At 56.2% G+C, this 24,844-nt stretch carries 23 protein-coding genes; 9 read left to right on the top strand and 14 right to left on the bottom strand.

All coding sequences use genetic code 11. The features are described 5' to 3' along the window. Nucleotides 1-114: 114 nt before the first annotated feature. Nucleotides 115-591, top strand: coding sequence for a transcription elongation factor GreA (gene greA / locus AS89_RS0114875; RefSeq protein ID WP_010133514.1), 477 nt, complete (start codon nucleotides 115-117; stop codon nucleotides 589-591). A 75-nt stretch (nucleotides 592-666) separates the two neighbouring features. On the opposite strand, the gene AS89_RS0114870 is transcribed toward greA, so the two are convergent. The 8 genes from AS89_RS0114870 to AS89_RS0114830 all read right to left on the bottom strand — a co-directional run bounded on the left by AS89_RS0114870 (nucleotide 667) and on the right by AS89_RS0114830 (nucleotide 7,051). Further along, nucleotides 667-1,545 (bottom strand): hypothetical protein, encoded by an 879-nt coding sequence (locus AS89_RS0114870; RefSeq protein WP_029250071.1) that lies wholly within the window; start codon nucleotides 1,543-1,545, stop codon nucleotides 667-669. A 124-nt stretch (nucleotides 1,546-1,669) separates the two neighbouring features. Then, the gene (locus tag AS89_RS0114865; protein WP_029250070.1) at nucleotides 1,670-2,548 is read right to left on the bottom strand and encodes a hypothetical protein; all 879 of its coding nucleotides are present in this window, start codon (nucleotides 2,546-2,548) and stop codon (nucleotides 1,670-1,672) included. Nucleotides 2,549-3,050: 502 nt separating this feature from the next. Then, nucleotides 3,051-3,923: a hypothetical protein gene (locus tag AS89_RS0114860; RefSeq protein WP_138976417.1), complete on the bottom strand. Its 873-nt coding sequence runs from the start codon at nucleotides 3,921-3,923 to the stop codon at nucleotides 3,051-3,053. 70 nt (nucleotides 3,924-3,993) lie between these two features. Beyond that, entirely contained in the window at nucleotides 3,994-4,575 is a 582-nt protein-coding gene (locus AS89_RS18305; RefSeq protein WP_081475750.1) for a hypothetical protein, read from the bottom strand. A 26-nt stretch (nucleotides 4,576-4,601) separates the two neighbouring features. Then, nucleotides 4,602-5,465, bottom strand: coding sequence for a CsgG/HfaB family protein (locus AS89_RS0114845; protein ID WP_010133511.1), 864 nt, complete (start codon nucleotides 5,463-5,465; stop codon nucleotides 4,602-4,604). A gap of 136 nt (nucleotides 5,466-5,601) precedes the next feature. Continuing rightward, nucleotides 5,602-6,018, bottom strand: coding sequence for a curli assembly protein CsgF (locus AS89_RS0114840; protein WP_010133510.1), 417 nt, complete (start codon nucleotides 6,016-6,018; stop codon nucleotides 5,602-5,604). Further along, a complete protein-coding gene (locus AS89_RS17830) occupies nucleotides 6,018-6,461 on the bottom strand; it encodes a curli production assembly/transport protein CsgE (RefSeq protein ID WP_237709708.1) in 444 nt (147 codons plus the stop codon). Before AS89_RS17830 ends, AS89_RS0114840 begins: the two co-directional genes overlap by 1 nt. Continuing rightward, the gene (locus tag AS89_RS0114830; protein WP_010133508.1) at nucleotides 6,458-7,051 is read right to left on the bottom strand and encodes a helix-turn-helix transcriptional regulator; all 594 of its coding nucleotides are present in this window, start codon (nucleotides 7,049-7,051) and stop codon (nucleotides 6,458-6,460) included. Before AS89_RS0114830 ends, AS89_RS17830 begins: the two co-directional genes overlap by 4 nt. 532 nt (nucleotides 7,052-7,583) lie before the next feature. Here AS89_RS0114830 and AS89_RS17825 point away from each other — a divergent pair. From AS89_RS17825 to AS89_RS0114800, 6 genes are all read left to right on the top strand, one after another. Further along, nucleotides 7,584-8,735: an HlyD family secretion protein gene (locus tag AS89_RS17825; protein ID WP_202798411.1), complete on the top strand. Its 1,152-nt coding sequence runs from the start codon at nucleotides 7,584-7,586 to the stop codon at nucleotides 8,733-8,735. Further along, the gene (locus tag AS89_RS0114820; protein WP_010133506.1) at nucleotides 8,722-9,699 is read left to right on the top strand and encodes an ABC transporter ATP-binding protein; all 978 of its coding nucleotides are present in this window, start codon (nucleotides 8,722-8,724) and stop codon (nucleotides 9,697-9,699) included. Before AS89_RS17825 ends, AS89_RS0114820 begins: the two co-directional genes overlap by 14 nt. Continuing rightward, the gene (locus AS89_RS0114815; RefSeq protein ID WP_010133505.1) at nucleotides 9,696-10,820 is read left to right on the top strand and encodes an ABC transporter permease; all 1,125 of its coding nucleotides are present in this window, start codon (nucleotides 9,696-9,698) and stop codon (nucleotides 10,818-10,820) included. Before AS89_RS0114820 ends, AS89_RS0114815 begins: the two co-directional genes overlap by 4 nt. Nucleotides 10,821-11,116: 296 nt before the next feature. Beyond that, nucleotides 11,117-12,541 carry a hypothetical protein gene (locus tag AS89_RS0114810; RefSeq protein ID WP_010133504.1) on the top strand — a complete coding sequence of 475 codons (1,425 nt, stop codon included), beginning with the start codon at nucleotides 11,117-11,119 and terminating at the stop codon, nucleotides 12,539-12,541. Next, on the top strand, nucleotides 12,534-13,457 hold the full coding sequence (locus AS89_RS17820; RefSeq protein WP_010133503.1) for a glycerophosphodiester phosphodiesterase: 924 nt from the start codon (nucleotides 12,534-12,536) through the stop codon (nucleotides 13,455-13,457). The genes AS89_RS0114810 and AS89_RS17820 overlap by 8 nt, the downstream gene beginning before the upstream one ends. Then, entirely contained in the window at nucleotides 13,454-14,365 is a 912-nt protein-coding gene (locus AS89_RS0114800; RefSeq protein WP_010133502.1) for an MBL fold metallo-hydrolase, read from the top strand. Before AS89_RS17820 ends, AS89_RS0114800 begins: the two co-directional genes overlap by 4 nt. Before the next feature lie 78 nt (nucleotides 14,366-14,443). Here the strand turns inward: AS89_RS0114800 and AS89_RS0114795 are convergent, their stop codons facing one another. Together AS89_RS0114795 and AS89_RS0114790 are read right to left on the bottom strand one after the other, a co-directional pair. Then, entirely contained in the window at nucleotides 14,444-17,557 is a 3,114-nt protein-coding gene (locus AS89_RS0114795) for an efflux RND transporter permease subunit (RefSeq protein ID WP_010133501.1), read from the bottom strand. 66 nt (nucleotides 17,558-17,623) lie between these two features. Next, nucleotides 17,624-18,811 carry an efflux RND transporter periplasmic adaptor subunit gene (locus AS89_RS0114790; protein ID WP_010133500.1) on the bottom strand — a complete coding sequence of 396 codons (1,188 nt, stop codon included), beginning with the start codon at nucleotides 18,809-18,811 and terminating at the stop codon, nucleotides 17,624-17,626. A gap of 314 nt (nucleotides 18,812-19,125) precedes the next feature. Between AS89_RS0114790 and AS89_RS0114785 the strand changes: the two genes are divergently transcribed. Next, nucleotides 19,126-19,782: a TetR/AcrR family transcriptional regulator gene (locus AS89_RS0114785; protein WP_010133499.1), complete on the top strand. Its 657-nt coding sequence runs from the start codon at nucleotides 19,126-19,128 to the stop codon at nucleotides 19,780-19,782. A gap of 87 nt (nucleotides 19,783-19,869) precedes the next feature. Here the strand turns inward: AS89_RS0114785 and AS89_RS0114780 are convergent, their stop codons facing one another. The 4 genes from AS89_RS0114780 to AS89_RS0114760 all read right to left on the bottom strand — a co-directional run bounded on the left by AS89_RS0114780 (nucleotide 19,870) and on the right by AS89_RS0114760 (nucleotide 22,877). Then, entirely contained in the window at nucleotides 19,870-20,631 is a 762-nt protein-coding gene (locus AS89_RS0114780) for an ABC transporter permease (protein ID WP_010133498.1), read from the bottom strand. Nucleotides 20,632-20,661: 30 nt separating this feature from the next. Then, a complete protein-coding gene (locus AS89_RS17815) occupies nucleotides 20,662-21,609 on the bottom strand; it encodes an ABC transporter ATP-binding protein (RefSeq protein ID WP_010133497.1) in 948 nt (315 codons plus the stop codon). A 119-nt stretch (nucleotides 21,610-21,728) separates the two neighbouring features. Next, nucleotides 21,729-22,457, bottom strand: a complete 729-nt coding sequence (locus tag AS89_RS0114765; RefSeq protein WP_010133496.1) for a dienelactone hydrolase family protein — start codon at nucleotides 22,455-22,457, stop codon at nucleotides 21,729-21,731. Nucleotides 22,458-22,691: 234 nt separating this feature from the next. Then, nucleotides 22,692-22,877 (bottom strand): tRNA guanosine-2'-O-methyltransferase, encoded by a 186-nt coding sequence (locus tag AS89_RS0114760; protein ID WP_010133495.1) that lies wholly within the window; start codon nucleotides 22,875-22,877, stop codon nucleotides 22,692-22,694. Nucleotides 22,878-22,951: 74 nt separating this feature from the next. On the opposite strand from AS89_RS0114760, the gene AS89_RS0114755 reads away from it, so the two are divergent. Continuing rightward, complete coding sequence (locus tag AS89_RS0114755) at nucleotides 22,952-23,314, top strand: hypothetical protein (protein WP_010133494.1); 363 nt, start codon at nucleotides 22,952-22,954, stop codon at nucleotides 23,312-23,314. Nucleotides 23,315-24,844: the final 1,530 nt, after the last annotated feature.

The following is a 24,844-nucleotide window of genomic DNA, read 5'->3' as shown; positions in this document are numbered from 1 at the left end:
CAAATGAAAAGCTCTGCCATTTGGCAGAGCTTTTTCGTTCAAGTAATACCGTATAAAAACCAACGCGATTGCCCCCCGGGGTACCGCGCAACATAGAGATTCTGGAGGTCCCCCATGAACCGCGTACCTATGACCGTTGAAGGTGCCGAGGCACTGCGCACGGAATTGGAAGACCTGAAGAAGGTGCAGCGCCCGGCGGTAGTACAGGCAATTGCCGAGGCCCGTGAGCACGGCGACCTGAAAGAAAATGCCGAGTACCATGCTGCCCGCGAGAAGCAGGGTTTCATCGAAGGTCGTATTCAGGAAATTGAAGCCAAACTGTCCCTGGCACAGGTCATCGATGTCAAAGCCATCGAGCCTTCTGGCAAGGTGATCTTTGGTACGACGGTGACCATCATCCATGTGGAAGATGACAGCGAAGTAACTTACAAAATCGTGGGTGACGATGAAGCGGATGTGAAGCAGAAGAAAATTTCTGTAAATTCACCAATCGCGCGCGCCCTGATTGGCAAGGAAGAAGGCGATATCGCGGTGGTGAATACCCCTTCCGGTGCGGTGGAGTACGAGATCGACTCCGTCGAGCATCTCTGATTTTTCAGAGTGTGGATAAAACAAGGCGGCCATTGGCCGCCTTGTTTGTTTTTACGCTGCAAAAAGCAGTAAGTATTACTGCAGAATGACCGCCTGATTGCCTACGCCAACCTGGGTGATGATGGCGGTTTCCGACAGGCCGCTCTGGATCACCGTGGCGTTGTTGAGGCTGCCGCTCTGGCTAATCATCGCGTTGTGCCCACCGAGCCCCTGTTGCAGGACACTTGCATTGTTCAGGGAGCCATCCTGGGTGATGGATGCGCTGCTGTACCAGCCATACTGGGTAATGTTGGCGTCATTACCAAAGCCGTTTTGGGTTACTACGGCGTCGTTGTAGAGGCCTACCTGGGCAATGGTCGCGTCATTACCTGCACCAGACTGGTCGACCGTTGCGGTGTGGCCGATGCCACCCTGCAAAATTGCCGCATCATTGCCAATACCTTCCTGGTACACATAGGCCGCAGAGTCGGCGCTAAAGAACTGACCGATGTACGCATCGTGCACCAGGCCGTTCTGCTGGATGATCGCGGTGTTGTCGGTACCGGCCACCTGATCAATACGCGCGTTATTGCCGGTGCCCTGCTGCGAAATCACCGCACTGCTATTAAACGATCCGATTTGCATGGTGTTCGCCGTATTGGCAAAACCCTGCTGCTGAATATCGCTAAAGTTGTTTGCGCCATAAGACTGCAGCGCGTAGGCATCATTCAACGACCCCTCCTGGGTCTGATAAATGACGCTTCCGGTTTCACCAACCTGCATGGCATGCGCGTTATTGAAAAAACCGGTTTGTGTCTGGTGAACGGTGTTACCGATTGAAGCAGCATCGGTCTGGTCCACGCTTGCGGTATTGCCGACACCAGTCTGGGTGAGCAACGCCGTGTTGGTATCGGCTATCGCTGTACTGCTTGCAGCAAGTGTTACAGCGGCGCCGATATGCACTAGATACTTCATTTGAACTCCCTCACTTCCCACATCGAAAGGAATTTTCTGAAATAGCGTGAGTGGTTATCTGTGTCGACAAATAACGAACGAGCGGCTGTAGTAGCCGCTCGTCGTTAAACGCGGGTTCGCAGGATTACTGGAAAATCACCGCGCTGTTGCCGAAGCCCAATTGCGTGGCTGTTGCGGTATCACCAACAAGACCAAGCTGACCTACCAAGGCGTTGTTGAAGCCACCGACTTGAGTGGTGGTGGCCATATGGCCTACACCAACCTGACCGATATAGCTGTCGTTAAAGAAACCATACTGTGAGGTTGTGCCGGAGTTTGCCGCGCCCAGCTGAGAAACGTCAGCTTCGTTACCGACGCCATCCTGCATGATGCTCGCGTCGTTAAACAGACCAATCTGACGGGAGTCGGCATCGTTACCAAGGCCGGACTGGGTAATGCTGGAAGACTGCAAGATACCTGACTGCCAGGAGTCTGCATGGTTTAACGCGCCATCCTGGCTAATCGTGGAGGAGTCCAGCAGGCTAACAAACTGCACTGACTTGGCACGGTTACCAACGCCCGTCTGATCGATGGAAGCCGAGCTCAGCAGGCTCACAGTCTGGGAAATTTTGGCGTAGTTCAGGAAGCCAGATTGCATGATGGAGGCGGAAGACAGGCCGGATGCGGTCTGCTTGGTTTTTGCGGTGTTCGCGACACCCACCTGCATGATGCTCGCGTTGTTGCTAAGGCCGTAGGATTGGGTGGAGGAAGCGTAGTTCAGCGCGCCCAGCTGGACTTGCATGATCATGCTGCCATTCTCGCCGGACTGGGTAGCCTCGGCGTTATTGAAGAAGCCGGTTTGCACCTGCAATACGGTGTTGTCATCGGTGTTGAGGCCGGTCTGATTCACATTGGCGTTGTTGCCAACACCGGTCTGCAGCGTTGTAGCGGTATTGTTCCCTGCGAAAGCAGAACCACTGACAGCGAGCAGAATTGCAGCGGCAATCGGGGTAAACGTCTTCATGAGTTGCTCCTTTACTTCGGACGTTAAATACAACCAGCCCTTGGAAGCTGATTAACGATGGCGCGACGGTGTGCCGGCGCCATGTACCTCGGCTCGACACCTCACGATGCAAGGTTCCACAAAGTCGTGAGGCATCGGTGCCCAAGTTCTTGAAGTTCGGTGCCCGCGCGCATACAGCTCTCTCCGCTAAATGGGGGAGAATTGGCGCGACCAATAGCGTTGGCTACAGCGGGTCGATGTGTCTCTGATTCAGCTGATCAAAAAACAATCATCTCGTACTTGAGTGTTGATGCTGGAAACCGCTGGCGCTATAGGAGGGAAGTCATGAAAAACTAGGAAGAAAGTACAATTTTTAATCAGTAATAATTCTGGAAAACACGCGCTCATAACTGAATGTTGCAGTTATGACGCGAAAATTATGTTTTCGGAGGATGTTTCTGCCAGCAAGGCAATGGGGGTGCCGGCGGTAACGGTAGAGGGCTGTAGATGTCGGCCGGGCAGCCTAGTGACTGAGTGACACCGAATTACCCACACCGTACTGGGTCACAGTGGCACTGGAGGAAATACCGGTTTGGGTAACGGTCGTTGTGTTGAGTGTGCCTGACTGGCTAATGATCGTCTGGTGATTTCCCCCAAGACCAATGGCGTCACGCTGCTCAATCGCCAGCTGGTTGAAACTACCACTCTGGCGAGTGCTAATCAGGTTGTCATCACCGGCCTGTAACAGCGACGCCTGGTTGGCCAGTCCATCTTGATACACGTCCGCCTGATGCAGTGTGCCAGACTGCTGCAGCACGCTCTTGTTAAACGCGCCCTCCTGGACGGAGATGGATAGCTGGGCGACACCGGTTTGTGCGATTGTGGTCGCGTTGTCATTGCCCCGTTGTTCCACAAAGCTGCGCGTATAAAACGCACTGGACTGCTGGATTTCAGTGCGATTCTGTATGCCGACTTGCCGGATACGCAAGTCATTGAAGTTGCCGTCGAGCTGTTGCGTATCGGCTTCATTGCCAAAGCCACCCTGCTGGACCTGTGCGCGGCTGTCATAGGACACGGATTGCAGGCTGGTTACGCGGTTCTGCGTGCCGACCTGTAGGCTCTGTATTCTGTTGCCGGCACCATACTGTTGTTGCGCGTTCGCCCGATTGAAAATGCCGTCTTGTTGCTGTTGGATCAGGCTGCCACTTTCCTGTTTCTGTGTTGCTTCGGCGCTATTCTGTGTGCCTTCCTGGTCTTGCTCCAGTTCGTTATCTGTTGTGCTAAAAAATTGCTGCTGGATGAGGGCGAAGTTATCCAGCCCCTCCTGGTATTGATACACGGTATTTTGTTCAGCATGTGCCTGCGGTAGTTGCGCAAACTGCGCGACGCTCGTCACAAGAAGCATTGCCAGCGCGGGTTTAAGCGTCCCTGCCATCAAGGTGCTAGGTGAGCGGGAGGCCGTATGACTAGTCATATTGATTGATCGTGGTGCTCATGGAAACGCCAGTCTGGGTGACCGCTGTGCTCAGGCCGTTTCCGCGCTGGTTGATGGTGACGTTGTGATAGAGCCCGATCTGCTCGACCGTGGCGGAATTGCGTACGCCATACTGGGTGATGCCGGCGGTATGTGCATAGCCGACCTGTTCCAGCAGGATCAAATTTTCATAACCGGCCTGTAGCAGTGCCGCGATATTACCTTCACCAACCTGGGTGGTAATGCTGCTGTTGCCGTCACCCACCTGATTGGCGACGACCAGATTATTGAACCCTGCCTGTTGCACCGAGAGGAAGTTCACTGTGCCCGTCTGCTTAGCCGAAACCTGATTAAAGTTTCCTTCCTGATAGATGTTGGCCATGTTGGCGGCAGAAAAGCCGAACGACACATCTAACTCGCTGACGCCAGAAAGTTCAGATACCGTACTCTTAATTTCCTGCGCAATCCCCAGGCCGGGCAGTACCAGCAGAAAAGCCGAGGCATACCTCAAACTAGGGGCAGCAAACTTGGCGTGCCAGACGTGCATGGATAGGTTCTCTTTGATTTTTCTCATGAATGAAAAGCGGGCAAGCGGACAAGCTAAAGAATGGCCGTGCCTTCGTTCAGGTAGTACTGCAGTACCGGGTTATTAATATCTTCCGGGTTATCCAGCGCCCAGGAGTTCGCGACAATGCCCTGGCTGATCAAATGGATCACCGCGGACTCCATTGCCGACAACATGGCGAGCTGGGCGGGTTCATTGGTGGTGGTCCCCACTTCCATCTCGAGTAGGCGCTTGAATTTCACATAACGGAATACGTCCGCACTGATAGCCTTTGAGTAGACTGTTTTTGATGTCAGTACCGAGTGAAGCACGCGACCTGAACGTATGTCGACGGCACGCAAATTGACCGTAACCTGGTCCACCCGGTATTGCTCGTCCGCGCCAATGCCGAAGTAGCGAATACCGGCACCGCCGGTACGGATATTGGTGTCATAGGCTACGATGCCACCTTCGAGCAGGATATTGGCGGCAACTAGCGAGGGCAGTGCCAGGTTGTTTTCTGGTGCGTTGGGTTTGGCCAGTGCTGCGCGTACGATCTTGCGCTCTGTTAGCAGGTTCTGCAGCCCCTCGCGCTCCAGTGGGATAAACCATCCGGATTCATTCAGTACGTTCATCAGCATCGACGCCGCACCCTGGGTAACGGCGGTAGAGAAACTGCTGGAAGGTGCGGGCTTGTACTGGCCGGTCTGGTCGCGAAAATTGTATACCGCCGCGAGAATCTTTCCACGCGGTTGTGGCAGACCGAGTAAGTCACGGAAGGTGTTCTTACGCGGTGTCAGCTTCGCATCTTGAATGCCAGGTCCAAACAGGGCCTCGCCCGTTTGTTTTACCAGGACGCAGCCATTCAGGGCGAGCACAAACGAAAGGGTGGCGACGAGTCTGTAACCTCTAGTAAACATCACGCTTGTCTCCAATATTATTCGCGATTATTCGGATTGCGGATCAGTCCAGGATGCATCTAGTTGGCGCTGATAGCTTTTTCCTATTTGTGATTAACGTCTGTTGATTCGTGTGTTCGAGTCGCGCAGTGCGCTGTTAATTGGTCGGGTTTAACCCGCTTACGACAATTTCACTTTTGTCACCGGTGGAACGGTCGGTAATCAGCACCGTCAGGACGCCATCGTTATCCACAATCTGGACGATGAAGTCATCGGTAATCAATTCGCCGCTATTGCCATCACCCACGTCCGTCAGCAGTTGGTTGAGCAGGCGCGTTTCCAGCGAATCGGTAAAGCGGTCCAGCGCGCTGGGCTGCTGATACAGGTCTGCCGGGCTATCCGGGTCATCGTGATCATCCTGGGACTGAGCATTCTGCAACAGAAAGGTGCCGTTCAGCGGGTTGCCGCCGAAGTTCGGGTTCGTTGGCTCATAGATCAGCTCGGTAGCCAGTGCGCTGGCGCCCATGATTACACCAGCGATCAATGCCAACTGACGCATTATTTTGATTTTCATCAGAGTTCGTCCTTGCCTAAATCAAAGTGGTCGGTAAAGGCCGCACGTACCTTTTCCTGTAAAACCATTTCGTGAATCATCTGTGACGCTTCCTCTGCCAGCTGACGGATATTGTTCGTGCTGGGGCTGATAAAGCGTCGAAATACCGTTTTGTTGTTGTAGGTGATCCAGATCAGATTGCCCCAGCGGGCGGAGGGGCGCTCTTGAATCGTGAGGTTGTAGTCACTGTCCGGGTAGTTCAGGTTGCGGTACTCGCTCATATACCGCGCGAAGTCATGCCCGGTGCGGGTAATTGTCTGGTCGATATTAAACCCGCTGATCTCGTCCTCGATGGTCGCGCTATCTTCCGCTACTACCTGTTCTTCCAGGGTGCCGTTGTCCTCCTGGGTGAGGGCAGGCAGGGGCGTCATTAGCGACAGGCAAAATGCGACAACCTTTCTCATATCCGTTCGACTTGCAGGTGCAATTTCGCCCAGTTGCTGGCCTGTAGCCGGTTTTTCACACCAATCTTGCGAAAGATGTTGTACATGTGGTTTTTCACGGTGTGCTCACTCAAGTGCAGCCGCGATGCGATGATGCTGTTTGGCTCTCCGGTGGTGAGTTGCGCCAGGATTTCCTGCTCCCGCTTGGTCAGGAGCAGTCTTGATCTCGAATCGGAATCGCCTTGGAGTTGGGAACTCTGGATGCTGGAGGCCAGCTTACTGACAAGCTCCTGCTGCCCGGTGCGATGATCGCAGAGGAAAACAAACTTGCGCTCTTCCAGAGGCGTAGTGATGTGGGCAGGTAAATCATCGGGAAGGTTGATGAGCAGGACGCGAGAATGTTCCAGGCCCTTTAAATAGTGGAATTCTGTCCCCGGGATGGACGAGGAGGCGAGGCCAAAACAATTTACGACGATTGCGTCGTAGTTTTGCAGGCAGTGCTTCTGCTTACCAAATTCCGATTTTTCCCAACTAAACGGCAATGATTCTGAAATGAGAGAGAACAGCAAATCCCCATGAAGGCCGGCATCGCTCAAAAAGAGAATCGGCATAGATGACCCCATAATTAACTCAAGGAGTCTCAGGGATATGGGCATGTGGGAGGGGATGCCTGTGTGGCCCAATCAGGCAAATAATGCGTCTTCCCAAGTTCCTCACCGGTGCGTCTTAAATTGCTGCGCTTTGTGGGGCAGGCCCACTTCTTCATTCCGGGAGGAAAATATGCCAATCCACTTAAGTGGAAAATCTCAATCCCTGAGAAATTTGTATGGAGTGTAGACGGATTTGCCGGAAAGTCGGCGCAATCCGATGACAGAAGCTGGATTATTTATTGGCTCTACACACTTCATCCTTATGTCAACCCAAGTATTCCCACCGACCTATAGTTTTTAGGATTGGTTTTTAAGGAATGGTTTTTCATGAGGCCATTAAGGCGAAATAATTTTTGGGGGAATTGTGGAGATTTTTATGCGGAGGGCAATGATCCTAATGTCACGGGATGATTTTGGTTCCAGTGTTGGGTCGAGGATCCGGCGCTAAACATGCTCAGTGCGTTGCCCGGTTGAGCCCCACATGCAAATCGCGATGTCAATCTGTCGTCTGTGTGCCCTGTGCCTGATGCTTTGCGCATGTGAAAAGCCAAAGGATGTCGTGCTGGGGACGCTGGAATGGGACCGTATCGCGCTGCCGGCACCACTGGCCGAAAAAATCGTGCAAGTCCATGTGCGCGAGGGGCAGCGAGTGGAGGCCGGGCAGCTGTTACTGGTGCTTGATCCTTCGACGACCCTCGCGCAACTGCGTGCACTGGAAGCCAGTGTGGTACGTCAGCAGGCGGCGCTTGCAGAATTGCGCGTCGGCCCCCGGGTAGAGGAAATCGAACGCGCCAGGGCCGATCTGTTTGCCGCCCGCGCAGATCTGGTGGACCGGGAAGCGGATTACCGGCGCCTGGTGGCACTGGGCAAAAAGAATTATGTCGCCCAGGCGGATATCGACGGCGCACTGGCGGCCACGCAAAATGCGCGGGCACAGGTGCGCTCCACACAAGAGCAGTTGCTGGAACTGGAGCGCGGCAACCGGGTGGAAGACATAGAGCAGGGGGAGGCGGCCCTTGCCGAAGCCCGCTCGCAGGCACAAGCCCAGCGGGTATTGCTGGAAAAACTCAACGTCCGCGCACCCCGTGCCGGGCTTGTGGATAGTATTCCGTTCAAGCTGGGCGATGAGGCCCCGATAGGTGGCTCGCTGGTGGTGATGTTGGTGGGCGATACGCCCTATGCCCGGGTTTATGTTCCGCAATCGCTGCGTCGCGGTGTGGCTGTCGGTCGGCAGGCGCGCATCGTGCTGGACGAAAGCACGGCTTCTGCAAGTACGGACACAGCACCAAAGCCTGTGGCGTACCCGGGGCGAGTGCGGGTGGTGCGCGATGAACCATCGTTTACGCCATACTACGCATTGACCGGCAGCGATGCCGCCCGTCTCAGTTACATCGTTGAGGTGCAGTTTGCGCCGGGAACGGGCGTCGACCGCTTGCCGGCCGGGCTGCCACTGCGTGTGGAGTTTCAAGCGGGAATCGACTCTGCCGCGCCCTTGCGCCAGCCCAGCGTGTTGCCCGGGTTCGAGCGGCTGGATTCCTCCGCTTCACATTCACCTGGTCCCTTTGATGAGTACGACGATCGGCAACTGCCCGATGCGCTGAAGCCCATGAAGCAACCGCAAGAGCCCGATAATGTCGGAAAGTGATGTTGCCATTCGCGCGCGCGGACTCACCAAGACATTCGGTTCTCTGGTGGCCGTGGATCATGTGGATCTCACCGCGCCGCGCAAGCAGATATACGGTTTTCTCGGGCCGAACGGTTCTGGTAAGTCCACCAGTATTCGCATGCTGTGTGGCCTGCTGACGCCCTCGCAAGGGGAGATCGAGGTGCTCGGGCTGAAGATACCGGCGCAGGCGGAAGTACTGCGCCAGCGTATTGGCTATATGACACAGCAGTTTTCTTTGTTCTCCGACCTGACGGTGCGCGAGAACCTTGAGTTCCTCGCGGCGGTACAAAATGTGCCAGGCAATAAGGCCCGCTCCCGTATCGACGACCTGCTCGACGAGTACCATTTCCAAGGGCGCAGCGGGCAACTGGCGGGAACCATGAGTGGCGGCCAGAAGCAGCGCCTGGCATTGGCCGGGGCAGTGATTCACGAACCGGAGTTGTTGTTTCTGGACGAGCCGACCAGTGCGGTGGACCCGGAATCGCGGCGCGACTTCTGGGAAAAATTATTCGAACTGACCGACGCCGGCACCACCATTCTGGTTTCCACCCATTACATGGATGAAGCGGAGCGCTGCCATCGCCTGGCGATCCTCGATCGCGGGCGCCTGGTGGCCGACGGTACGCCCGCTGAACTGACCGGCGCACTGAAAGGCCGCACCTTACTGGTGGAATCGGCAAATCAGCGGCAGGCGCGGGAGTGCCTGCTGAGCGTACCCGGTGTGATCAGCGCGGCGCAGATTGGCAACAGCTTGCGTATTCTCACGGACGGACAGGGGGAGGGGACTGCAGTACAGCAGAAGCTGCAACAGGCTCTGGACAACGCCGAGCCCGGCGCTCATATCACCCCAATTGCTGCGAGCCTCGAGGATGTATTTGTGTCGGCCACCCACCGCGAGGCGGGCGATAACGCCGCGCTCGCTGCAGCGGAGCCGCCTCGTTGAACTGGCGACGCCTGTACGCGGTGTTGATCAAGGAGTTTCGCCAGATGCGGCGCGACCGCATGACCCTGGCGATGATCGTTGGCATCCCCATCATGCAACTCGCGCTATTCGGTTACGCCATTAATCTCAACCTGCGCAACCTGCCTGCGGCGATCGCCGATCAATCCAAAACCAGTGCATCCCGCCAGTTTGTGATGGATATGCTTGCCACGGAAGTGATCGAGCCGGTCATGCCGGCCCAATCCCCCGATCAGCTGATGGGCATGTTGCGCCGCGGCGAAATCAGCGTGGGCGTAGTCATTCCCTACGACTACGAGCGCCGCCTGGCGCTGGGGCAGGAAGCGGTCCAGATACTGGTGGACGGCAGTGATACGGTGGTGCAGAGTGCGGCCCAGCAACTGGCGCAGATCCCGGTGGGTGAACCGCCGCCGGAGACCGATATCGCACTGCCCGACCGGCAAACCACGGTTCCCCTACCGGAGAGGCCCATCAGCATTGTGGCCTTCTACAATCCACAGCGCGTTTCCGCGATCAATATCGTTCCCGGCCTGATAGGCATTATCCTGACCATGACCATGGTGATGTTTACTTCGGTGGCGATTGTGCGCGAGCGCGAGCGGGGCAATATGGAATTGCTGATCGCCACGCCCATCAGTCGCGCCGAGCTGATGATCGGCAAGGTATTACCCTATGGGCTGATTGGGCTGGTGCAGACCAGCCTGATTCTGTTGCTGGGGGTAGTGCTGTTCAGTGTGCCGATTCGCGGGAGCCTGCTGGATGTGTACATTGCCGCGCTGTTATTGATTCTGGCGAACTTGGCCATGGGGCTGCTGATCTCCACACGTGCGCAATCTCAATTCCAGGCCATGCAGATGACGTTCTTCGTCTTTCTACCGTCCATCTTATTGTCCGGTTTTATGTTTCCTTTCGACGGTATGCCCAAGGCGGCGCAGTGGCTCGCCGAGATATTGCCACTTACTCACTTTCTACGCCTGATTCGCGGCATCATGTTGCGGGGTGCCAATATTCTGGAGCTGTGGCCGGACCTGGTCGCGCTGCTGGGGTTTGTAGTGGTGATGATGACCCTCGCCATTCTGCGCTTCCGCAAACGGCTCGATTAGCGCGCCTATCGCGCGTTATCTACCCCGTATCCCATGCCTGTTGGCGCCTGAAACCTCTTTTGTCTTGTTTGCACTTCCGCCCGGGCGGATTAATCGCGCATATCCGCCTTTTGCCGCATTTGTGGCGCGCAGCACAAGAATCCTTTCGCGGCACTTGGTAGCATGGGGTGTTACCCCGGTCCAAACCGAATAAAGCGAAGTTATCCATCAGGACTAAAACCAGGACTTAAACAGCAGTACTTAGGTCTGTGCACCCAACAAGCATTGCTGCCAGTCAGCAGGGAGGACGTTGTACCATGGCCGAGTTATTCCAAAGCCTGCCGCCGTGGCTATGGTTTGTCATCGCACTGGTTGCGCTGTTTCTGGCGCGCAGACCGGCCCACCAGGGCATCTACGCATTGGCGCGCTTTTTTCACCAGTCCCTGCGGCTTGGGGCCAATGCCGTGGCGGCAGCAGAGGCTCGCCTGCAACAACGCAATCGTGAGGTTCTGCTGGCGGCGGGACGCGAGGCGACGGAGCGTCAGCTTGAGCGGGACTTTGACCGTATTGAAGCGGCGATGAACAAAGATCTCGCCCAGTATCCATCCCTGCACCGGCGTTTGTGCGAGCAGCTCACCACCATCGACGAGGATTATGTGCGCAGCGCAGAGGTTCCCCCTGAGCCCACCAACTGGGCCAAAGCCATCAAGGCGGTTGCCGAAATCCCGTCCAAGCACGACGGCGTGGTTGGGGATGTGCTGGAGACGATACATGGCTCCATGCGCAAGGCGGAGGGCCGCGCGCTGGAGGCCTACCGCGAGTCCGCGCGCGAACGCCACCTGCTGTTAAAGCGCATGATGCCGGGCTGGCGCAGTATCCTTACCAGTCTTGGGGATATGCACAAAACTGTGACCACGGTGCAGCAGCGCTCCAAAGCCATCGACGGGCACATGACACGCTATGAGGAAATCCTGCACGGCAGCGACCGCGCCCTGCGTATCTTGTCTTCGTCCTCACTGATTCAGTTTTTTATCGCAACACTGGTGCTGGCTATGGTTGCCGGCGGGGCGCTGGTGAACTTTCACCTGATCGCGCGCCCGATGGAAGAAATCGTTGGTAGCGCCAGCTCCCTCGGAGCCTTCAAACTCGCCGATATTTCTGCGCTGGTGATTATTTTCCTGCAAATCTCATTGGGCGTCCTGGTCATGGAGAGCCTGCGTATTACCCGCATGTTTCCCAGTATCAGGGCGCTCACCGACAAGTTACGCAAGCGAATTAAGTCGGCGGCACTTGCCATGCTGGTCCTGTTTGCCGCGATGGCGGCGGGCCTAGCTTATATGCGAGGTATCCTGCTGCAACAGGATATTGCGCAGAATGCAGCGCTCGCCGGTAGTGAGGTGGCGGTGAGCGAGGTCCACTGGATTAGCGTGGCGGTGCAAGTGGGGATGGGATTTTTCTTGCCATTTGCGCTCGCATTTATGGCGATTCCGCTGGAGCGGTTCGCGGTATCTTTACGCACTGTCGTCGGGGTAGTTTCCGCGTTTATCCTGCGCCTTCTGTCGATGAGTTTGCGGTTGACCGGCGCGGCGATTACCGGTTTAGGCAGCATGCTGGTGCGGGTGTACGACATTGTGATCTTCTTTCCTCTGTGGCTGGAAGCACTGTTGCAGGGGTGGCGCGAGCAGCGCGTTGCGCGCCAGGGTGCGAACATGACTGCGAGTGAAGTATCCGAAAATGTTTAAACGCCTGCTTGTATTGCTGATCCTGGCGGCCCTGCTATTTCTTGGCTGGCGCTTTCTGGCCGCGCGTCCTGCGCCAGACACTGGCCTGCAGTTCCCCCACTACCAACAGGAAGGCTTCCGCCGGCCGCTGGTGATTGCCCATGCGGATGACTCCGGCAAGGGCCTGTTCCCCGGCAATACGGCGATCTTCCTCAAGCAGATGGCCGCTCTGAACGTCGACGTGCTGGAGATGGATGTGCACCTGACCGCGGACGGTGTACTGGTGCTGATGCATGATGACACTGTGGATCGGACCACGGATGGGCAGGGGGCGATTCGCGATAAGACCCTGGCACAACTGCGCCAGTTGAACGTGGCCTACAACTGGACCAAGGACGGCAGCAGCTATCCCTACCGGGATAACCCCCAACGCATCCTGACGCTGGACCAGGTATTCAAGGCCTACCCCCGCTATCCGATGATTGTTGAGCTGAAAACACCACAAGCGGAGGCCGCACGCCTGTTGTGTGAAAAGCTGCAATCTTTCCAGAAAAGCAACTTGGTGATTGTCTCCTCCTTTCATCAGGAGGCGGTAGACGCATTTCGTAGTGACTGTCCACAGGTGGCCACCGGAGCGGGGGCCGACGAAGTGAAAGCCTTTGTCGCGGCCAGCAAGGTACGCCTCTTCCGACTGTTGAGCCCCCGCTATCAGGCACTGCATATTCCGGTGCAATATTCCGGTATCACCCTGGTGGACCAGAGCAGCGTGCAGCAGGCACAGATCCGCGGCGTGCGTATCGACGTATGGACCGTTAACGACGAGCCCGAGATGCGCCGGCTCATCGCCCTAGGGGTGGATGGCATCATGACCGACAGACCGGATCGTTTACAAAAAATAATTGAAGAACTACAGGAATTTGAGGAGATGAATCAATGAAGAAAGCGTTTTTGGTGAAGCTGGCGGCGCTCGGTTTGAGCGTGAGTGCGGCTATGTCTGCGCAGGCGCAACGCGACTTTTCCAAGGTGGAAATCAAATCCGAACCTGTAGCCGATAACCTGTATATGCTGACCGGCCTCGGTGGCAATATCGGGCTGTTCGTGGGAGAGGACGGTGCGTTCATGGTGGACGATCAGTTCGCCCCGCTGAGTGAGAAAATTCTCGCGGAGGTGGCGAAGCTCACCGATAAGCCCCTGCGCTTTGTGATCAACACTCACTGGCATGGCGACCACACCGGTGGTAACGAAAATATGGGTAAGGCGGGTGCATTGATTGTTGCGCACGAGAATGTGCGCAAGCGCATGAGTACCGAACAGTTTACCAAACTGTGGGATCGCACCACCCCGCCGGCCCCAGCGGATGCGCTACCGGTAATTACCTTCACCGATGCCACTACATTCCACTGGAACGGCGATGAAGTGCGTGTGCAGCATGTGGGCCCGGCACATACGGACGGAGATTCGATCATCCATTTCAAGAATGCCAATGTGATCCATATGGGCGATACCTTCTTCAATGGTAGCTACCCCTATATCGATATTTCTGCGGGCGGTGTGCTCGACGGCGTGATCGAAAATGCGCGTAAGGTGATCGAGATGTCTGATGACAGCACGCGCATTATTCCCGGCCATGGACCGATCACCGACAAGCAAGGGCTGCAGAGTTACCATGACTTACTGGTGAAATTAAAAGGCAACATCAAGGTGCTGGTGGACAAGGGCATGAGCAAAGAGGAGGTCGTCGCGGCAAACCCCACCAAGGAGTTTGATGAGAAGTACGGCCAGGGCTTTATGAAGCCGGATGTGTGGACCGGCATCGTCTACGACTCCATCAAGCAGCAACAATAATCCGAGCACAAAAAAAGGGCCAAGAATCGCGGATTCTTGGCCCTTTTTCTTTGTTTGGTCTTTTGTTTAGTCTTTTGTTTAGTTTGCCGGCTCGGCTACAGGTGTTTCGCCTGACGTCCCCGGCTGTATAGACGCCGCATCGCTATCCGGGCGCGCAACCCGATACCAGGCGGCGTAAAGCGCTGGCAAGAACAGCAGTGTCAGTGCCGTCGCAACGATGAGCCCGCCCATAATCGCGACCGCCATAGGACCGAAGAAGTCGCTGCGCGAAAGCGGGATCATCGCCAGTACAGCGGTCAGGCCGGTGAGCACAATGGGGCGGAAGCGGCGTACCGTGGACTCGACAATGGCGTCCCAAACGGAGAGCCCCTGGCCTTTATCCTGTTCGATCTGGTCCACCAGAATCACCGAATTGCGCATGATCATCCCCGCCAGAGCGATAGTGCCCAGCATCGCCACAAACCCAAACGGCTGGTTGAACAGCAGCAGGAACAGGGTGACTCCGATAATGCCGAGCGGTGCGGTCAGGAACACCATGGTGGACAGTGAGAAGCTGCGTAGCTGCAACATCAGCAGAGTAAACACCACGAAGACGAACAGCGGCATACCCGCATTGACCGAGTCCTGCCCCTGCGCAGATTCTTCCACGCTGCCGCCGACCTCCAGCAGGTAGCCCGGTGGCAGGGTGTCACGCAGCGGCTGAAGTTGGGGCCAGATTTCGGCGACCACCGAAGCTGGCTGCTGCGTGCCATAGATATCCGCACGTACGGTCACAGTGGGCAGGCGGTCGCGGCGCCAGATAATGCCTTCCTCGAACCCGTAATCCAGCGTGGCAATCTGGTTGAGCGGCAATGCATTGCCATTGCTGGTTTGCACCGCCAGGTTACCCAACTGTGCCAGCGCCTGTCGCTCGCGCTCTTCGCCGCGCACCGCCACCGTGATCAGTTCGTTGTCTTCACGATACTGGCCCACTGCGGTGCCGGAAAGTGAGCCGCGCAGTGCCTGGGACAATGCAGCACTGGTTACCCCCATCTGGCGTGCGCGGGCCTGGTCTACCGCCAGGTTGACGACCTTGCTCGGCTCCTCCCAGTCCAGGTGCACATTCGCCAGTGCACCGTGATCGCGTATGACTGCGGCGACTTCGCGGGCAATGCGGCGGGCTTCGCCGATGTGTTCCCCGGAAACCCGGAACTGCACCGGGTAACCCACCGGTGGGCCATTTTCCAGACGCGAGACACGGGTGCGTACTTCGGCGAACTGCTCGCCCAGGGTGGCAATCAACCAGGCGCGCACCTGCTCACGTTCTTCCACATTGCGAGTCAGCACCACGAACTGGGCAAAGCTGGCCGCGGGCAATTGCTGGTCCAGTGGCAGATAAAAGCGCGGCGATCCGGTGCCGACATAGGCCACATAATTTTCTACCTGTGGGTGCTGCGACAGCATTTCCTCCAGGCGCAGTGCCTGTTCTTCGGTGGCGTACAGCGAAGCGCCTTCGTTCAGCTTCAGGTCAACGATCAGTTCCAGTCGCGCGGAGGAGGGGAAGAACTGTTGGGGTACAAACCGGAACAGGAAAATAGCCCCGAAGAAAACCAGTGCGGTCAGCAGCAGCACCGTTTTTCGATAGTACAGGCACCAGTGCAAGATACGACGGAAGCGCTGATAGAACGGCTTGGTGTAGGGATCGATATGGCCGGTTGCGCTGTGGCCGCCGCGCTCTGGCAACAGGCGGTTGCCCAGATAGGGGACAAAAATTACCGCCGCAACCCAGGAGGCCAGCAGGGACAGGGTAACCACCTGGAAAATCGAACGGGTGTACTCGCCGGTGCCGGACTGGGCGGTGGCGATCGGCAGGAAACCCGCCGCGGTAATCAGGGTTCCCGTCAACATTGGGAACGCGGTTGTGGTCCACGCATAACCGGCTGCCTTGATCCGGCTGAGGCCCTGCTCCATTTTAATCGCCATCATCTCTACCGCGATGATCGCATCGTCCACCATCAGGCCCAGCGCCAGAACCAGTGCGCCGAGAGAAATCTTGTGCAGCCCGATGTCGAAGTAGTTCATCAGGGCGAAGGTCATCGCCAGCACCAGCGGAATCGACAGTGCCACCACGAGACCGGTGCGGAAGCCCAGTGAGAAAAAGCTCACCAGCATCACGATCACCAGGGCTTCGATCAGTACTTTGACAAATTCGCCCACGCCACTTTTTACCGCGGCCGGTTGGTCGGATACCTTTCTGAGTTCAAGACCAATGGGCAGGCTCTGTTGCAGCTCAATCACTGCGGTATCGAGATGTTCGCCCAGTTGCAGGATATCGCCGCCATCTTTCATGGATACGGCAATGCCGATGGCATCTTCGCCCATAAAGCGCATGCGTGGCTGGGGTGGGTCGCTGAAGCCGCGCGTTACCCTGGCGATATCGCCGAGCGTGATCGTGTGCCCGTTGGCGTAGATTGGAAACTGGCGGATTTCTTCGACCGTGCGAAACTGGCCGCTGACACGGATGCGCACGCGATCGCTGACGGCTTCGACGATGCCGGCATCCGTCATCTGGTTTTGTGCCTGCAACACCGCCTGTACCTGGGAGAGGGAAATGCCCAGTGAGGCCAGTTTGGTATTGGATATTTCTACCCAGATTTTTTCGTCCTGCAGCCCCAGCAGCTCCACCTTGCCCACGTTGTCGACACGTTGCAGCGCCAGCTGCAGGCGGTCGGCATAGTCTTTCATCAGCGCATAATCAAAGCCTGCGCCGGTCAGTGCGTAGATGTTGCCGAAGGTAGTGCCAAACTCGTCATTGAAAAAAGGCCCCTGAATATCCGGCGGCAGAGTATGGCGAATATCGCCAACCTTTTTCCGTACCTGATACCAGAGTTCCGGGATCTTGTCTGAATGCAGGCTTTCGCGGGCGACAAACATCACCTGGGATTGCCCCGGGCGCGAGAAGGAGGTGATGCGCTCGAAGTCCCCGGTTTCCATCAATTTCTTTTCGATGCGCTCGGTGACCTGGCGGGATACTTCCTCGGCACTGGCCCCCGGCCACTGGGTATTGACCACCATCACCTTGAAGGTAAACGGCGGGTCTTCACTTTGGCCGAGCTGGGTATAGGAGATGGTGCCGATCACCCCGAGGATGATCATGGCGTAGAGCACCAGTGGTCGGTTATTGAGTGCCCACTCGGAAAGGTTGAATCGCATCTTGGATTTTCCGGTCGTCCGCTGTGGCGGATGGTTAGCAGGGAATAAGGTTTCTTCCGCAAGCGGTTATTGCTGGTGGGCGATACGGTTATCGGCCTCAATCGGGCGGTTCTGCCGGTCCACCGGGCGCACTCGCTGCCCCTCGCGAACCAGCTGGGTACCTGCGGCAAGAATCCAGTCCTGCGGGCTGAGTGTGGAAATTACCTCGGCATCCTCATGGCCGTAGTTGGCAATGGTGACGGCCACCTTGTGCAGGGTGAAGTGCGCCGGGTCCATGCGCCATACATAGGGATCGGCGCCCTCCGCGGTAATTGCGGACATCGGCAGGCGCTGCGTCGGGCGCGCGCTGCTGGTGCGTGCGTACACTCGTGCGCTCTGGCCGAGCTGGGGTGCAGGCTGATTTGCTGCTGCGCTGTCCGCGCCCTGGGCCAAAGTGATACGCGCCTCGAAGGTACGCAGCCCTGCTTCGGCGGCGGGGGACAGCTCGCGCACCGTGCCATTAATCGGCGCGCCGGGTGCTGACCACAATTCGATGGAGACTGGCTGACCAACGGCAAAGCGCGTTACCTCGTGTTCCGGCAAATCGATGCGCACTTCCCGCTCACCGTCTGCGGCCAGCACAAATACCGTTTGCCCGGCACTCACCACCTGTCCGGCATCGACACCGCGGCGGGTGATCACGCCATCGCTGGGCGCCCTGAGCACCGCGTAGGCGGCCTGATTTTCTGCGACCTGTAGCTGGGCGCGGGCGCGTTCCAGCTGCGCAACGCTGCTGTCGTGTCGGGTACTGACTGCATCGAACTGCGATTCACCAATGAGTTTGCGCTCCAGCAGGTCGCGATAGCGCGCCAGTTCGTTACTGGCGTTGAGGTTTTCGGTTTGCGCCGCCTGCAGTTGTGCCTTGGCCGCATCCCGCTGCAGCTTCAGGTCCTGGGCATCGAGCTCGGCAAGCGCCTGTCCCTGCTTTACCCGCTGCCCGGTTTCTACCAGGCGGCGCGTGACCGCCCCGCCCACGCGAAACGCCAGTGCCGATTCATGCCGGGCGTGAATTTCACCGGGGTAGACGGCCAGCTGGCCGCCGGACGCCTTGGGATGTACCACGATTGCCGGGCGCGGCGGTGTGGCCTCGCCACTTTCCGGCGCGGAGCAGGCGACCAGTATCAGCGAGCCCAGTAACAGGCTGGAGAGTTTGAGTGCGTGGCCCAGATGGCCCAGATGATTTAGGTATCCTGGGGGTGCAAAAGCGCGGCGCATGAGTACCTCATTCCTTGTGAATCACTGGGCGCGTCGTGACGGATAGTGGGGATCAAGGCGGATACTGGTACAGTTGTCTGCCACGTCACACCGGCGCCCATTGCTACCTATTAGTATGTAGGAGCCTTTGATTTGAGCTTGTGAGGCCAAGTCTGTAGTAAACTGGCCATTAATGAACTGAAGAGTATAGTAAGTATATTAAACTCGTGAGTCCACTAATTCGGTGGAGGCGAGCGCGCACTTCAACCTGAATGACCGATCCGGTTGCTCGAATAGCGGGAAGTGCACGAGAACGACGGCGATGAACCAGAACCATGAGTGAACAGAATCTATCCAGCCCCAAAGACGCACCGGTCAGTCGCGGTCGCCCCAAGGATCCTGCCAAGCGGCTGGCGATCCTGAATGCGGCCAAGGACCTGTTTCTGGCCCTCGGCTTTACCGGCACCAGCATGGATGCCGTGGCGGCGAAGGCGGGCGTGTCCAAGCTGACGGTGTACAACCATTTCTGCGACAAAGAAACGCTGTTCTGCGCGGCGATAGAGGCCAAGTGTGGCAGCCAGATGCCTGAGGAGATGTTTTCCCTGGATGCGGATGCACCGTTGTCAGACCGGCTGCAGGCAATCGGCGAAGCCTTTTTGGATATGCTCTACCACGAGGATTCGCTGCAGCTGATGCGCCTGATCAGTGCGGTGGGGGCCCAGGAGCGGACCATGGCCAACCTGTTCTATGAAGCCGGCCCGGTGCGCACACGCAGTGAGATGATTCGTTTCCTTAACCGGGCGGTGGACCTGGGACTGATGCAGGTGCCGGACCCGGAGCGGGCTTCGGAAGTATTTTTTGGGATGCTACAGGGCGGCTGCACGCATATTCAGATTATTATCGGCTGTGCCGAGCCACCGTCGCAGGAGAAGATCGCCGAGCATGTGACGGAAGTCGTGCGTGTATTTATGCGGGCCTATCAGTCTGTATAAGCGGCCTGTATAAGCAGTCGGCAGAGACCAGAAGGTAAAAAGCCCGCGAGCAAAACTCGCGGGCTTTTTTTGTTGCTGGCGGTAAGGTCAGGGGCGAATCTTGTAACCGGTACGGAAGATCCACCAGATGGCGGTCAGGCAGGCAAGCAGGAAAAACAGGGTCATCCCCAGGCTTATCCCCACATTGACATCGGACACTCCATAGAACGCCCAGCGGAAGCCGCTGATCAGGTACACCACGGGGTTGAACAGGGTTACCTTCTGCCAGAACTCCGGCAGCATATTGATGGAGTAAAAGGCCCCGCCCAAAAATGTGAGGGGAGTAATGACCATCAGTGGGATTACCTGCAACTTCTGGAAGTCGTCGGCCCAGATGCCGATGATAAAACCGAACATGCTGAAGGTAACTGCGGTGAGGACCAGGAAGCCGAACATCCAGAACGGGTGGGCGATTTCATAGTCCACAAAAAAACGCGCGGTGATCAGAATCAGGATGCCGATAACCACAGACTTGGTGGCCGCAGCACCCACATAGCCGGCCACAATTTCAAACGCGGATACCGGCGCAGACAACACTTCATAGATGGTGCCGGAAAACTTGGGGAAAAAGATACCGAAAGAAGCGTTGGAAATACTCTCTGACAGCAGTGAGAGCATAATCAATCCGGGGATAATAAACGCCCCGTAACTGACACCCTCGATCTCCCCCAGGCGGCTGCCGATGGCGGTGCCGAACACGATAAAGTACAGGCAGGTAGAAATAACCGGCCACGCGATACTCTGCATCAAGGTGCGGCCGGTACGGGCCATTTCAAACTGGTAGATGGCGCGGATGCCATAAATATTCACGATGTTACTTCCTCTTTCACCCAGCTGTGTTTACCCGGCTGTTTGGCGTTCATCCTGGCTCTGGTGCACCAGGCTGACGAAAATTTCTTCCAGCGAGCTTTCACTGGAGTGCAGGTCCTTGAACTCCATACCCTGTTGGTTCAATGCGCGTAGCAGGGTGGCGATCCCAGTGTGCTCACGCTGCGTATCGAAGGTGTAAATCAGTTGATTACCTTCATCGGCGATATCCAGGTCAAACTTTTTCAGTTCCTCTGGGAGTTCGCTGATCTGGTTTTGCAGGTGGATGGTCAGCTGTTTCTTGCCGAGCTTCTGCATCAGCTCATGCTTTTCTTCTACTAGCACCAGTTCGCCATGATTGATCACGCCGATACGGTCCGCCATTTCCTCGGCTTCTTCGATGTAGTGGGTCGTCAATATGATGGTGACGCCATTCTCGCGCAGGCCGCGCACCATCTCCCACATATCGCGGCGCAATTCTACATCCACGCCGGCGGTTGGTTCGTCGAGGAACAAGATGGAGGGCTCGTGGGATAGCGCCTTGGCGATCATCACGCGGCGTTTCATACCGCCAGAAAGCGCCATAATTTTGCTGTCTTTCTTATCCCACAAAGACAGTTGGCGCAGTATCTTTTCGATATGTTGCGGGTTTGGCGCCTTGCCAAACAGGCCGCGGCTAAAGCTGACGGTATTCCACACGCTTTCGAAGGAGTCGGTGGAAAGCTCCTGCGGTACCAGGCCAATCTTGCTGCGCGCTGCGCGGAAATCCTGCTGGATATCGTTGCCATCGGCGGTGACGCGCCCGCTGGTCGCATTGACGATGCCGCAAATGATGCTGATCAGTGTGGTTTTGCCGGCGCCATTGGGGCCGAGCAAGGCAAAGATTTCACCGGAGTGAATGTCGAGGTCGACAGATTTGAGTGCGGTAAAACCACCGGCATAGGTTTTACCCACACCGGCGACAGAAATAATGGGTTGCACGCTTCCCCCTTTCGAATGACTGGCAGTGCCGAATGCAGCCACTATTGTCCCTGAACGACACGGTGGTCGCCACTGCCAGCTGCCTCGTGCTGGGAATAGAAGCGCGCGAGTGGCAGTAATTACTGCTGGAAAATTTTGTTGTAGAAGTTTACGGCACCTTCGTAGGCGTCGTTGGCGGCTGCTTCATCGTATTTCAGCGGGATGCCAAATTTTTCGCCACGCTCGGTCGCGGCGGGGTTAGTGAAGCCATGCTGTACTCCGGGGTAGCTGGCTACGTCGAAGCGCACGCCGGCGGTTTGCATTTCCTGTACGAAATTGGCCACGTGCTCTGCGGGGATCATGGCGTCATCGCCGCCGGTGTAGACCTGCAGCTCGGCAGTGATGTCACCGGGTTTTACTTTGACATCGCTTTCCAGTGCACCGTGGAAGCTGACAACGCCTTTGAGTGGCAGGCCGAGGCGGGCCATGGAGAGGGCAACGGCGCCGCCGAAGCAGTAGCCCTGGGCCGCAACCTGGCCTGCCTGGACGGTAGGGTGGGCATTGATGAGGTCGAGGGCGGCCTGGAAGCGTTTCAGTGGTGCGCCTTCGGTTTCGATGGTTTTGGTCATCAGGGCGCCGGCGTCGGTGGGGTTGTCGGCGCTTACTCCGGTGCCGTACATGTCGAGGGCGAAGGCGGTGAACCCTTCGGCGGCGAGGCGTTCGGCTTCTTCACGGGTGAAGTCATTCATGCCCCACCATTCGTGCAGCAGGAGGATCGCGGGGCGCTCGCCTTCTATGCTGTCGTCGTAGGCCAGGTAGCCGGTAAAGGACTCGTCGTCGATATAGTATTCGATCGCTTCGGTATGCATTGTGTCCTCCCTGAGGAATGCTTGGTCTTGGAAACAGTGAGGCAAGGTTAGTTGGATAGGGGAGGGGGTGCAATGGGTCGAAGTAGCTTGGTGCTTATGTGGCGGCAAAGCGCCGGGTGTGAATTTTCAGGACCGCTGTGAACCCATCCCTGGGCGCTTCGGCGCAAACATCCTGTTTGCGACGATCCTGAAAATTCACACCCGGCGCTTTACCTTCGCGATTCGCTGTTGTTGTTATTTATTTGGCTGTCGGTACTTTGGATCTTTCGGTGGAATGATATCGCCGTCTTCATCCAGCTCCGGAAACGGCAAGCTGTGCTTCTCGCAGTACTTCACCATTTTCGGGTGCATCCAGCGGAACAGAATATCTTTAATGGCCGGATCTTCTTCGTATGCGCAGGCTGAAACATAGAAACACACTGAGCTACACGTGACTTGCTCCGTATGAATCTAAGGGAAATATGAGTTAAACCTGCAGGTTTTAGCGAGATCCCATGTTCAGCTGGCCCTATTGGGCGGCGGGTTTCGTATACCCCGCACACTACGGTTTGAGATTGCTTATTGACTTCATTTTTGAAGAGGTGGAAAGCCGGTGGAGTGATTTTGTCCTGAGTGTCACAGACGGGCAGGAAGCCAATGCAACATGCGAGATCAGTCTTTTCTCTGGCTTAGCCGCTGAACTGTTCGTGTTCTATCAGCAGATGGGCCAGGTACTTCTCTGGCCGAAGCCGTATTACACCAATGCGAATGAACAGAAAGGAGGCCTCAAAAGATCGAGTCCGGCGCAGCTTGAGGATAGTGTTGAGTCTGCTGTAGCTAACGGGTTGAGGAAGACGCAAGGACGTCTCGTAGGATAAAAACACTGAAAGGTATGTCTTTCATACATGCTGGGAAATAGTGTGAAGAAATGCGCCTGTCACAAAATAAATGTGACGCATCAATCATTTTTGAATTTGTAATGTCGTGTAATTGATTTGCAGGTTGGTGTCATGTAGAACCACATGCTCCCGCATGTTGGAACTATATCAATGAAAGTAAGAAGCTGGCTCGATGGGGCGCTAATTCTTGGTTGTAAATTTAAAGGGTTTGGTGCCAGTGCACCGCTGCTCGGGCTGAGTTTGCTGTTGTTTGCGTGGCTCGTTCGATCATTGAAAATATTCCGCAAGTTGCAGTGGATTTGCATCGTACTTGTGTCTAGTAATGCCGCAGCGTCAACCACTCAAAATTATACATACGACGAACTAGGACGCTTGACTCGCGCTGAAAAGGTGGGAGTGAGCGCGTCGATTTATGTATACGACGCTAGTGGCAATAGAGTGGAGGAAATCACAGCTGTAAAACCCGGCGTGCCCGCATCCATTAACGTACCCGCTAACAGCTCCGGGAATCACACGATTAGCTGGGCTGCAGGTAGTGGAGTGACATCCGAATATCAATTATACGAATCGAAAAACGCAAGTTTCTCTAGTCAGACTTTGGTTTACCGTGGCTCCGATACGAGCAAAGTGCTCACGGTTCATGGTGAGGGAATCTTTTATTACAGGGTTAGAGCGTGTAGCTATGACTTATGTAGTGGCTATAGAGCTGGAAGTAACGGAGTGACAGTCTTGTTGCCCCCAGGGGCTCCCACGTCCATCTCAATTCCGTCATCCAGTGTGTCTGGAAGCTTTACGGTAAGTTGGGGAAGTGCCGCAAGCGGGACGGCAACGACGTACAAGCTTTACGAAGCTACTAATTCAAATTTTTCCGGTCAGGTGCTTGTGCACAATGCGTCTGGAACGAGCAAAGCACTATCTGGTAGAGGGGATGGAACCTATTACTATCGGGTGAGTGCTTGCAATGCCAGCGGTTGCAGCGGCTATCGGACCGGAGGGAGCCCTTTGAGTGTCACCTTGCCACCTGGAGCTCCGTCATCCTTAACCGTGCCCTCTGGCAGTACAACTGGGGACTTCACGATTAGCTGGGGATCGGCCAGTGGTACGGTCACGACTTATAAACTCTACGAGGCGACCAATTCGAGCTTCACTGGCCAGACGTTGATTCACAACGGCGCAGCGACAAGCAAGACATTGTCCGGAAGGGATAATGGAACCTATTACTATCGGGTGCGGGCTTGTAATGGTAGTGCGTGCGGTGGATACCGGACAGGTAGTGGCCCCTTAAACGTTACTTTGCCACCTGAAAGACCGTCATCTATAGCCGTGCCTTCTGGTAGTGCAACCGGGAGCTTCACTATCAGCTGGGGTTCGGCCAGTGGTACGGTCACGACTTATAAACTCTACGAGGCAACCAATTCGAGTTTTACTGGCCAGACGTTGGTTCATAATGGCGCAGCTACTAGCAAGGTATTATCTGGAAGAGGTAATGGAACCTATTACTATCGGGTT

It is taken from the genome of Microbulbifer agarilyticus S89 (assembly GCF_000220505.1).
In the GTDB taxonomy this organism is placed as follows: Bacteria; Pseudomonadota; Gammaproteobacteria; order Pseudomonadales; family Cellvibrionaceae; genus Microbulbifer; species Microbulbifer agarilyticus_B.
Note: the sequence above shows the minus strand (reverse complement) of the source record. Positions and strands in the feature narration are given on the sequence as shown.

Bases quoted from the DNA above. Each gene is read 5' to 3' on its own strand.
- AS89_RS0114845 (WP_010133511.1), bottom strand. From the start codon at position 5,465: ATGTTTACTAGAGGTTACAGACTCGTCGCCACCCTTTCGTTTGTGCTC.
- AS89_RS0114830 (WP_010133508.1), bottom strand. From the start codon at position 7,051: ATGCCGATTCTCTTTTTGAGCGATGCCGGCCTTCATGGGGATTTGCTG.
- AS89_RS17820 (WP_010133503.1), top strand. From the start codon at position 12,534: ATGTTTAAACGCCTGCTTGTATTGCTGATCCTGGCGGCCCTGCTATTT.
- AS89_RS0114785 (WP_010133499.1), top strand. From the start codon at position 19,126: ATGAGTGAACAGAATCTATCCAGCCCCAAAGACGCACCGGTCAGTCGC.
- AS89_RS0114865 (WP_029250070.1), bottom strand. From the start codon at position 2,548: ATGAAGACGTTTACCCCGATTGCCGCTGCAATTCTGCTCGCTGTCAGT.
- AS89_RS0114820 (WP_010133506.1), top strand. From the start codon at position 8,722: ATGTCGGAAAGTGATGTTGCCATTCGCGCGCGCGGACTCACCAAGACA.
- AS89_RS17830 (WP_237709708.1), bottom strand. From the start codon at position 6,461: ATGAGAAAGGTTGTCGCATTTTGCCTGTCGCTAATGACGCCCCTGCCT.
- greA (WP_010133514.1), top strand. From the start codon at position 115: ATGAACCGCGTACCTATGACCGTTGAAGGTGCCGAGGCACTGCGCACG.
- AS89_RS0114765 (WP_010133496.1), bottom strand. From the start codon at position 22,457: ATGCATACCGAAGCGATCGAATACTATATCGACGACGAGTCCTTTACC.
- AS89_RS0114800 (WP_010133502.1), top strand. From the start codon at position 13,454: ATGAAGAAAGCGTTTTTGGTGAAGCTGGCGGCGCTCGGTTTGAGCGTG.
- AS89_RS18305 (WP_081475750.1), bottom strand. From the start codon at position 4,575: ATGAGAAAAATCAAAGAGAACCTATCCATGCACGTCTGGCACGCCAAG.
- AS89_RS0114795 (WP_010133501.1), bottom strand. From the start codon at position 17,557: ATGCGATTCAACCTTTCCGAGTGGGCACTCAATAACCGACCACTGGTG.
- AS89_RS17825 (WP_202798411.1), top strand. From the start codon at position 7,584: ATGTCAATCTGTCGTCTGTGTGCCCTGTGCCTGATGCTTTGCGCATGT.
- AS89_RS0114870 (WP_029250071.1), bottom strand. From the start codon at position 1,545: ATGAAGTATCTAGTGCATATCGGCGCCGCTGTAACACTTGCTGCAAGC.
- AS89_RS0114790 (WP_010133500.1), bottom strand. From the start codon at position 18,811: ATGCGCCGCGCTTTTGCACCCCCAGGATACCTAAATCATCTGGGCCAT.
- AS89_RS0114810 (WP_010133504.1), top strand. From the start codon at position 11,117: ATGGCCGAGTTATTCCAAAGCCTGCCGCCGTGGCTATGGTTTGTCATC.
- AS89_RS0114755 (WP_010133494.1), top strand. From the start codon at position 22,952: ATGTTCAGCTGGCCCTATTGGGCGGCGGGTTTCGTATACCCCGCACAC.
- AS89_RS0114840 (WP_010133510.1), bottom strand. From the start codon at position 6,018: ATGAAAATCAAAATAATGCGTCAGTTGGCATTGATCGCTGGTGTAATC.